Origin of the sequence: Chitinophaga sp., assembly GCF_035564935.1 — a bacterium.
Classification (GTDB): domain Bacteria; phylum Bacteroidota; class Bacteroidia; order Chitinophagales; family Chitinophagaceae; genus Chitinophaga.
The window spans coordinates 1-9,783 of sequence record NZ_DATMTE010000508.1; the positions used below are offsets into that span (position 1 = coordinate 1).

Sequence of the window (9,783 nt, forward strand, 5' to 3'; positions counted from 1 at the left end):
CCAATATATCATGCGTACCATCCAAGTAAAAACGAGATCCAAACAGATGCTGGCAGACATTTTCACGCCAGTGGGAATATATCTGCGGCTGCGCGATAAATTCCCGGGTTCTATCCTCCTCGAAAGCACCGACTACAGGGCCAGCGACAACAGTTATTCCTTTATTTGTGTAAAGCCGATTGCAGGTATTGAAGTTACTTCCACCACACACTTCGAATTTAAATATCCCAACCTGCCTGTAGAAAAAAAGGAGCTGAAGAATAAACAACAGGTACTGGATGAAATGGAGCAATTCCTCGGCAATTATGCTTTCACCGGGAAACACCCGGTACCAATGGCACAGAGCCTTTTCGGCTACACAACCTTTGATGCCGTTCAGTTTTTTGAAACCATTGAATTTAACAGGCAAAAACAACAGGCCGGTAACACTATCCCACTGATGCGTTACCGCTACTACCAATATGTAATAGCGATCAATCACTTTAAAGATGAACTCTTTCTTTGTGAAAACCAGGTAGAGGGCATCGACAGTGAGTTTGAACTCCTGGAGTCGCTCATCCGGCACAAAGATTCCCCCGGGTATCCGTTTGCCACCACCGGGGAAGAGAAAAGCAATATGACGGACGCGGAATATATGCAGATGGTAGAACAGGGCAAACAACACTGCTTCCGCGGAGACGTTTTCCAGGTAGTACTATCCAGGGCTTTCCAGCAATCATTCACCGGTGATGAATTTAATGTGTACCGTGCGCTCCGCTCCATCAACCCCTCTCCTTATCTTTTCTTCTTCGATTACGGCGATTATAAATTAATGGGTTCCTCACCGGAAGCACAGATCGTGATTACAGACGGTAAAGCTACCATTCACCCTATTGCAGGCACTTTCCGCCGTACCGGCGATGATGAACAGGACAAGCTCCTGGCCGATAAACTGCTGGAAGATCCGAAAGAGAACGCCGAACATGTAATGCTCGTTGACCTGGCAAGAAATGACCTTAGCAGGAATGCAACAAATGTGGAAGTGGCTTCCTACCGGCAGGTACATTTTTACTCCCACGTGATCCACCTGGTGAGCGAGGTAACCGGGAAGGTAGATCCGAAGCTGAACCCCTTTACCCTCCTGGCTTCTTCTTTCCCGGCAGGCACGCTTTCCGGTGCACCGAAGTACAGGGCGATGGAAATCATTGACCAGTATGAACCTACGGCACGCGGCTTTTACGGTGGCTGCATAGGCGCTGTTGGTTTCAATGGCAACTTTAACCACGCTATCATGATCCGCTCCATACTCAGCAAAATGAATACCCTGTATTACCAGGCAGGCGCCGGTGTGGTAGCCAAATCAGTAGCCTCTTCAGAGCTGGAGGAAGTGAACAACAAACTCAATGCGTTAAAACAAGCCATTCTGCTGGCACAAAAAATTTAGTATGAACATCCTCGTTTTCGATAACTACGACTCATTTACATACAACCTCGTTCATCTCGTGGAAAAGATCATTAACGGCAAAGTAACCGTGGTACGCAATGATGAAATTCCGCTGGAAAAAGTAAACGACTACGATAAGATCATTTTATCGCCCGGCCCCGGTATCCCGGAAGAAGCAGGATTGCTGCTGCCGCTCATTAAAGAATACGCCGCCAGCAAGTCCATTTTTGGGGTGTGTTTGGGGCAACAGGCCATCGGACAAGCTTTTGGCGCCTCTCTTACCAACCTGAAAGAAGTATACCACGGCGTGGCTACCAATGTAAATATTATTAAGGAAGATGGACGGCTGTTTAATGATTTACCAAGGCAGATACAGGCTGGCCGTTACCATTCCTGGGTGATCGATGAATCTACCCTGCCTGCCGAACTCACTATCACCGCCAAAGATGAGGATGGGTTTATTATGGCGGTACAGCATAATAAATATGATGTAAGCGGCGTACAGTTCCACCCTGAAAGTGTGCTTACCCCGCAGGGCGAAAAGATTTTAAGAAACTGGTTAAGCCTGTAATAACAACACGGCATCCGTTTTAACATTATCGAACACCCAATCAGCAAAAATCTTTCAAAAATGAAAAAAATTCTTAACTACCTTTTCGAACATAAAACATTCAGCCGCGAGGCTGCCAAAGATATCCTCATCAGCATTTCCAAAGGCATGTACAACGAAAGCGAACTGGCCGCTTTCATGACGGTGTACCTGATGCGCAGCATTACCATTGATGAACTGCTGGGCTTCCGCGACGCCCTGCTGGAACTCTGCGTGCCGGTGAACCTCAATGGTTATGATGTGCTGGATATTGTTGGTACCGGCGGGGATGCAAAAAATACTTTTAATATTTCTACCTTGTCGTGTTTTGTGGTGGCCGGCGCCGGCGCTAAAGTGGCCAAACACGGCAACTATGGCGTATCTTCTGTGAGCGGCGCTTCCAACGTGATGGAGCTGGTAGGCTATAAATTCAAGAACGACGACAGTAAACTCAGAACAGAGCTGGAAGCGTCGGGGATCTGTTTCCTTCATGCACCGTTGTTCCACCCTGCCCTGAAACATGTGGCAGGCATCCGCAGGCAACTGGGTATCCGTACGTTCTTTAACATGTTAGGCCCCCTGGTAAACCCGGCACTGGCCAAACACCAGCTGATAGGCGTGTACAGCCTGGAAATGGCAAGGGTATACAACTACCTTTTCCAGCAAACAGACAAGCAGTTTGTGATTGTTCACAGCCTCGACGGATATGATGAAATATCCCTCACTGCCGATACAAAAGTGATCACCAACAAAGGAGAACAGGACTGGACGCCGGAGCAGCTGGGCAAACGTAAAGTTCACCAGGAAGACATCTACGGTGGCAACTCCACCGAAGAAGCTGCAAAGATATTTATGAAGATCCTGAAAGGAGAAGGTACCTGGGCACAGAACTCCGTTGTTTTTGCTAACGCAGCAATGGGCCTGTATAGCCTGGGGAAATATAATTCTTATGACGATTGCTTCGCCGCCGCGGTAGAATCCCTGGAGTCGGGCAATGCACATAATGCGTTTAAAAAACTGATTGCTTTGCAGTCGTAGTACCAGATAATTTATCATGAAGAATATTTTAGCAGAGATAGTTGCTCATAAACATATCGAAGTAGCAGCCCGCAAGCTGCAGCGCAGCGCGCAGGATCTGCAGCAGTCGCCCGCCTTCCAGCGGGAAACATTATCGCTCCGCCATTTCCTGCAGCAGCCGGAAAAAACAGGTATTATCGCGGAATTTAAGCGCCGTTCCCCTTCAAAAGGGCTGATCAACGGCGACGTGACTGTTCAGCAGGTAACCACTGCGTATACACGTTATGGCGCCTCCGGCCTGTCGGTACTCACCGATGAAAAGTATTTCGGCGGTTCCACGGACGACCTGCAACAGGCGCGCAGCTTTAACCAGATCCCCATCCTGCGGAAAGATTTTGTGATAGATGAATACCAGATCCTGGAAGCAAAAGCTATTGGCGCCGATGTGATACTGCTTATTGCAGAATGCCTGGATGCCGCACAGGTAGCACAGCTGGCCGCCTTTGCACATAACCTTGGCCTGGAAGTGTTGCTCGAAGTGCACAGCGAAGCGCAGCTGGAAAAAGTAACCGCGCATACGCACCTGGTAGGAGTTAACAACCGCGACCTCGTTACCTTCCAGGTCGATTTTAACCGCTCCTGCGAACTGGCGCCGAAAATCCCGGCAGATAAAGTGAAGGTAGCGGAAAGCGGCATCAATGATCCGGCTGCAATTATAACGCTGAAAGCCGCCGGGTTCCAGGGTTTCCTGATAGGTGAGCATTTCATGAGGCAGGAAGATCCGGCACGCGCTTTTGAAAATTTTGTTCAAACACTCAGCGACCTGTCATCTAAATCATAACAACATGCGTATCAAAGTTTGCGGCATCACCAGGATAAATGATTTGCAGGCGCTTGTGAATAACAAGGTGGATTATGCAGGATTTATTTTCCAGGAAATATCACCCCGCTTTGCCGGTAATAAAATTGATCCCCGTTCTGTAAGGGAAACAACCGGTATTAAAAAAGTAGGCGTGTTTGTAAACGCCACCCTGGCACAGATAGAACGCACTATCCGCGATTATGCGCTGGATATGGTACAATTACATGGGGATGAAACGCCGGGGTTCTGCGCTGCTGTGCAGGGGTTTATCCCGGTAGTAAAAGCGATTCGTATAGGCGATAACGTGAACTGGCAAAAAGATGTGGCGCCTTATATCCCCGTTACAGATTATTTCCTGTTTGATACGGCCTCTGTGAAATTATACGGTGGCACCGGGGAAAGATTTAACTGGGATCTGCTGGCAACCTATCCTTTTGAGCATCCCTTCTTTTTAAGCGGGGGGATCACACCGGATCAGGCTTTGGCTATCCGGGAGTTGCAGCTGCCGGCGTTGTTTGCCGCAGATGTGAACAGCAAGTTTGAAGACAGTCCGGGTGTAAAGAACATCCCGCTGGTAGAACAATTCGTAAAACAAATTCATTCATCAATCATAAAATAAGCGGTCATGGATATTGCGATCAATACCGGCAACTCCAGGTATCAGGTGGATAAGAATGGCTATTATGGCAGATTTGGCGGGGCCTACATCCCCGAAATGCTGTATCCCAATGTAGAAGAATTACAATCACAATACCTCGGTATTCTCAGTGATCCTTCTTTCCAGCAGGACTTTGAGGCCCTTTTACGGGATTATGTGGGAAGGCCTTCCCCTTTGTATTTCGCCAAACGTTTGTCTGAAAAATATAAAGCGAAAATTTATCTCAAAAGAGAAGATCTGAATCATACCGGCGCCCACAAGGTAAACAATACCATCGGGCAGATCCTGCTGGCGCAGCGCCTGGGCAAACGCCGCATTATTGCGGAAACCGGCGCGGGGCAGCATGGTGTGGCCACCGCAACGGTGTGTGCGCTCATGGGCATGGAATGCGTGGTGTATATGGGTAGTATTGATATAGAAAGACAGGCGCCTAACGTAGCCCGCATGAAAATGCTGGGAGCTACTGTAGTGCCGGCTACCAGCGGTAGTAAAACGCTGAAAGACGCTACCAATGAGGCGATCCGCGACTGGATCAACAACCCGGTGGATACGCATTATATCCTGGGCACTGCTGCGGGCCCGCACCCATATCCTGATATGGTGGCGCGTTTCCAGTCGGTGATCAGTGAAGAAATAAAAAAGCAGTTACTGGAAAAAACCGGCAGCGAGGATCCCGATTATGTAGTGGCCTGTATTGGCGGCGGCAGTAACGCCGCAGGCGCTTATTTCCATTACCTGGACCGGGAAAATGTAAAGCTGGTAGCCGTAGAAGCCGGTGGTAAAGGCGTACATAGCGGGTTTTCCGCTGCTACCACGCAACTGGGCACCATCGGTATTATCCACGCCAGCAAAACATTGCTCATGCAAACAGGCGACGGGCAAATAGTAGAACCGCATTCTATCTCCGCAGGATTGGATTATCCCGGTATTGGACCAATGCACGCCCATTTGTATGAATCAGGCCGTGCGCAGTTCCTCTCTGCTACCGATGAAGAAGCGCTGGCAGCCGCTTATGAACTAAGCCTGCTGGAGGGAATTATTCCTGCTATGGAATCGGCCCACGCGCTGGCTAAACTGAAAGACCTGCCATTGAATACAGATGATGTAGTAGTGGTGTGCCTTTCGGGCCGCGGTGATAAAGACCTGGATACCTATATCCGTCACATGAATAAATAAAATGGATTATGCAGAATCGTATTGATCAACTGTTTGCTAAAAAGCAACACGGCGTTTTAAATATATATTGCACGGCTGGTTTCCCGCAGTTAAACGATACTTTGCCCGTGATGACCGCCCTGCAACAACATGGCGCGGATCTTATTGAACTGGGGATGCCGTTCTCTGATCCGCTGGCAGACGGCCCCGTGATCCAGGACAGCAGCACCAAAGCCCTTCAGAACGGGATGAGCCTCCACAAATTGTTTGAGCAGCTCGCCGGGTTCAGGAATAGCATACAGGTGCCGGTGATCCTTATGGGGTATTTCAATCCCGTATTAACCTATGGCGTAGAAGCATTTTGTGCCAAATGTGCGGAAGTGGGTGTGGACGGTATTATTGTACCGGACCTGCCAATGGCCGAATATGAGCATGAATATAAACCTGTTTTTGAAAAATATAACCTGCACCTCATCTTCCTGGTAACACCCGAAACCAGTGAAGCGCGTATCCGTAAAATAGACAGCCTGAGTAAAGGATTTATTTACGCGGTATCCTCTTCTTCCACTACGGGAAAAGATAAGGACATGAAGGACCAGCAGGCTTATTTTGAGCGACTGAAACAGCTGCAGCTCAGGAACCCGGTTTTAATTGGGTTTGGTATAAAAGATAAAGCTACTTTTGAGGCGGCATCCGCATATGCCAATGGCGCTATTATAGGTACTGCCTTTATCAGGGCGATTGAGCAAAGCGCCAATATTGACGAAACGGTGAAAACGTTTATTTCGGGAATAATTCAGTAATAACATGAAAACGGTTATCATAAAATATAACGCCGGTAATATCCGCTCTGTGCAGTTTGCATTAGAGCGTTTAGGCGTAAACGGTACTGTTACGGATGATCATGAAGAGATCATGGCCGCCGATAAGGTGATTTTTCCTGGTGTGGGAGAAGCCAGCACAGCAATGCAGTACCTGAAGGAAAGGAAGTTGGATGAGGTGATTGCCGGCCTGAAACAGCCTGTGTTGGGCATTTGCCTGGGAATGCAATTATTGTGTAAACATTCGGAAGAAAACGATACCAAATGTATCGGCATATTTGATGTGGATGTGAAACGGTTCCAGTCGCCCGTGGAAAACCTCCTGAAAATACCGCAGATCGGCTGGAATAATATTACCGGTTTGCACAGCGTAGTGTTTGAACACGTACCGGAAAATGCCTACATGTATTTTGTGCATAGTTATTATGCAGCGCTTGGTGCAGACACCGTAGCCATCACTAATTACGTGATCAACTACAGCGCCGCCCTGCAGAAGGATAATTTTTACGCGGTGCAGTTCCACCCGGAGAAATCCGCCGTGGCCGGCGCCCGTATCATTGAAAACTTTTTGAACCTGTAAGATGAATATCAGGAAGATCAGCGCAGATGATACCCTGCAGCTCCGCAGGGATGTACTGTATCCTAACGAATCGCTGCAGGCGGTGAAGGTAGACCATGATGAAGACGGGCTGCACTTTGGCGTTTTTGACCAGGGCCAACTGGTAACAGTGGTATCCCTTTTTCCCGGCAACGGAACCGCGCAGTTCCGCAAGCTGGCTACTGCACCGGCTGCACAGGGAAAAGGCTTTGGCAAAGCAATATTGGCACACCTGGTAGATATCTGCAAAAAAGAAAATATAAAACTGCTCTGGTGTAATGCACGCGACACCGCGGTAACTTTTTACGACAGGCTGGGCTATACGAAGAAAGGTGATTACTTTGTTAAAGGAGGGATCAATTTTGTTAGAATGGAACTGCCTTTGGATAATCAGTATATGACAACGAAAAAATTTGAAATCATACCTGCCATTGACATCATTGGCGGCAAATGCGTACGGCTTACCCAGGGCGATTACAGCCAGCAGAAAGTGTATAACGAACATCCGCTGGAAGTGGCCAAGGAGTTTGAAGCGATAGGCGTACGCCGTCTTCACCTGGTAGACCTGGACGGCGCTAAAAAGGGAGCGGTGGTGAACTGGAAAGTGCTGGAAAGCATTGCCGGTAAAACCTCTCTGGTAACCGATTTCGGCGGCGGCATTAAAACGGATAAGGACCTGGAAATAGTATTTGAAAGCGGTGCAGCACTGGCTACCATAGGCAGTGTGGCCGTGAAGCAGCCTGAACTTTTTTTCAGCTGGGTGAAAAAGTATGGCGCCGGCAAAATATTCCTGGGCGCCGATGTGAAAGAAGAAAGAATCGCGGTAGGCGGCTGGCTGGAAACAACAGAATTATCGGTGTTTGATTTCCTGGAAAGCAATATCGCACAGGGCGTCACCAATATTTTTTGTACAGACATCGCTAAAGACGGCCTGCTGCAGGGACCATCCGTTGATCTCTATAAAAAAATCATAGAACGCTTCGGGGACATTAACTTTGTGGCCAGCGGCGGTGTGAGCAATATTGAAGATGTGAGGGCCCTGCAGGAAATTGGCTGCAGCGGCGCTATCATCGGCAAAGCGATCTATGAAGGTAATATCTCCATGGATGCATTAAAAACATTCCTGTAAATTATTAGTACATGCTGACCAAACGCATCATACCATGCCTGGATATCAAAGACGGCCGTACCGTGAAGGGCATCAATTTTGAGAATATCCGCGATGCCGGCGATCCCATTGAACTGGGGGCTTTGTATGCGGAACAGGGAGCTGATGAGCTGGTATTCCTGGATATAACGGCAACGAATGAACGTAGAAAAACGCTGGCGGAACTGGTAACAGGCATTGCCCGTCATGTGAATATTCCTTTTACCGTAGGCGGTGGCATTTCTTCCGTGGAAGATGTATATGTATTGCTGCAATCCGGGGCGGATAAGATTTCTGTAAATACGTCAGCTTTTAAAGACCCGGCGCTGGTAGACCGGCTCGCCCGTGAATTTGGCAGCCAGTGTATTGTACTGGCTATTGATACGCGGTTTGAAGACGGCGACTGGTATGTATACCTGAACGGTGGCCGGGTGAAAACGGATGTAAAGGCGTTCGACTGGGCGAAAGAAGCGGTGGGCCGCGGCGCCGGTGAAATACTGCTTACCTCCATGAACAACGACGGTACAAAAAAAGGCTTTGCATTGGATATCACCGGGCAAATGGCGCAGCACCTGAATGTGCCTGTTATAGCTTCCGGCGGTGCAGGCACTATGGAACATTTTACCGACGTTTTTGAGAACGCACAGGCAGATGCAGCCCTTGCAGCCAGCATCTTCCATTATAAAGAAATAGAAATTCCTGCGCTCAAGACCTTTCTCTATAACAAAGGAGTGAACGTAAGATTTTAAGATACCCGAAATAAATAAACAATGCAGATAGATTTTCAAAAGTCGCCCGATGGCCTGGTACCGGCCATTATACAGGATGCCGTTACCAACAAGGTGCTGATGCTCGGTTACATGAACCGGGAATCGGTAGAGAAAACCGTTTTGGAAGGCAAGGTGACTTTTTTCAGCCGCTCAAAAAACCGTTTATGGACAAAAGGAGAGGAGAGCGGTAATTTCCTGATCGTGAAAGACCTGATGGTAGACTGCGACCGGGACACCATCCTGATCAAAGCCAGCCCTGTAGGCCCGGTATGCCATACCGGCGCCGATACCTGCTGGGATGAAAGGAATGTAAGTAACGATTTTCTTGCTACCCTGGAAAACATCATCACCGACAGAAGGAACAACCCTTCCGATAAATCTTACACTGCCAGTCTTTTTGCCAAAGGCATCAACAAAATTGCGCAGAAAGTAGGAGAGGAAGCAGTAGAAGTGGTGATTGAAGCAAAGGACAGTAACGATGAACTGTTCCTTAATGAATCGGCCGACCTGTTGTTCCATTACCTGATCCTTTTGCAGGCAAAGGGTTTCCAGCTGTCAGATGTTATATCGGTGTTAAAACAACGACATAAATAACCGGCCAGCGAAGCTGGCGTAAATTGTCTTGGCGCAGGATTTAGATGATTACACTGATTACACTGATTTTATTTTTATTCATTAGAGGTTGATAACTAACTTGTAAGCCTGGTTATGAAAATAATAGAATCAGTGTAATCAGTGTAATC

Annotated in this window: 11 protein-coding genes; all 11 read left to right on the forward strand. The window is 48.1% G+C overall.

Features of this window, described 5'->3' with window-relative positions; all coding sequences use genetic code 11:
* A partial coding sequence (locus VN105_RS12900) for an anthranilate synthase component I family protein (protein ID WP_325641477.1) occupies positions 1–1,423 on the forward strand: 1,423 nt, incomplete at its 5' end.
* A gap of 1 nt (position 1,424) precedes the next feature.
* Positions 1,425–1,994, forward strand: coding sequence for an aminodeoxychorismate/anthranilate synthase component II (locus VN105_RS12905; protein WP_325641479.1), 570 nt, complete (start codon positions 1,425–1,427; stop codon positions 1,992–1,994).
* 60 nt (positions 1,995–2,054) lie between these two features.
* Positions 2,055–3,050 carry an anthranilate phosphoribosyltransferase gene (gene trpD / locus VN105_RS12910; protein WP_325641481.1) on the forward strand — a complete coding sequence of 332 codons (996 nt, stop codon included), beginning with the start codon at positions 2,055–2,057 and terminating at the stop codon, positions 3,048–3,050.
* 16 nt (positions 3,051–3,066) lie between these two features.
* Positions 3,067–3,870: an indole-3-glycerol phosphate synthase TrpC gene (gene trpC / locus VN105_RS12915; protein ID WP_325641483.1), complete on the forward strand. Its 804-nt coding sequence runs from the start codon at positions 3,067–3,069 to the stop codon at positions 3,868–3,870.
* A 4-nt stretch (positions 3,871–3,874) separates the two neighbouring features.
* The gene (locus VN105_RS12920; RefSeq protein WP_325641485.1) at positions 3,875–4,510 is read left to right on the forward strand and encodes a phosphoribosylanthranilate isomerase; all 636 of its coding nucleotides are present in this window, start codon (positions 3,875–3,877) and stop codon (positions 4,508–4,510) included.
* Positions 4,511–4,516: 6 nt separating this feature from the next.
* Positions 4,517–5,725, forward strand: coding sequence for a tryptophan synthase subunit beta (gene trpB / locus VN105_RS12925; RefSeq protein ID WP_209862599.1), 1,209 nt, complete (start codon positions 4,517–4,519; stop codon positions 5,723–5,725).
* An 8-nt stretch (positions 5,726–5,733) separates the two neighbouring features.
* Positions 5,734–6,507, forward strand: coding sequence for a tryptophan synthase subunit alpha (gene trpA / locus VN105_RS12930; protein ID WP_325641488.1), 774 nt, complete (start codon positions 5,734–5,736; stop codon positions 6,505–6,507).
* Positions 6,508–6,511: 4 nt separating this feature from the next.
* Positions 6,512–7,105 (forward strand): imidazole glycerol phosphate synthase subunit HisH, encoded by a 594-nt coding sequence (gene hisH / locus VN105_RS12935; protein WP_142686158.1) that lies wholly within the window; start codon positions 6,512–6,514, stop codon positions 7,103–7,105.
* A gap of 1 nt (position 7,106) precedes the next feature.
* Complete coding sequence (hisA, locus tag VN105_RS12940; protein ID WP_325641491.1) at positions 7,107–8,252, forward strand: 1-(5-phosphoribosyl)-5-[(5-phosphoribosylamino)methylideneamino]imidazole-4-carboxamide isomerase; 1,146 nt, start codon at positions 7,107–7,109, stop codon at positions 8,250–8,252.
* An 11-nt stretch (positions 8,253–8,263) separates the two neighbouring features.
* Positions 8,264–9,019, forward strand: a complete 756-nt coding sequence (gene hisF / locus VN105_RS12945) for an imidazole glycerol phosphate synthase subunit HisF (RefSeq protein ID WP_325641492.1) — start codon at positions 8,264–8,266, stop codon at positions 9,017–9,019.
* Positions 9,020–9,040: 21 nt separating this feature from the next.
* On the forward strand, positions 9,041–9,634 hold the full coding sequence (hisIE, locus tag VN105_RS12950) for a bifunctional phosphoribosyl-AMP cyclohydrolase/phosphoribosyl-ATP diphosphatase HisIE (protein WP_325641494.1): 594 nt from the start codon (positions 9,041–9,043) through the stop codon (positions 9,632–9,634).
* Positions 9,635–9,783 lie beyond the last annotated feature (149 nt).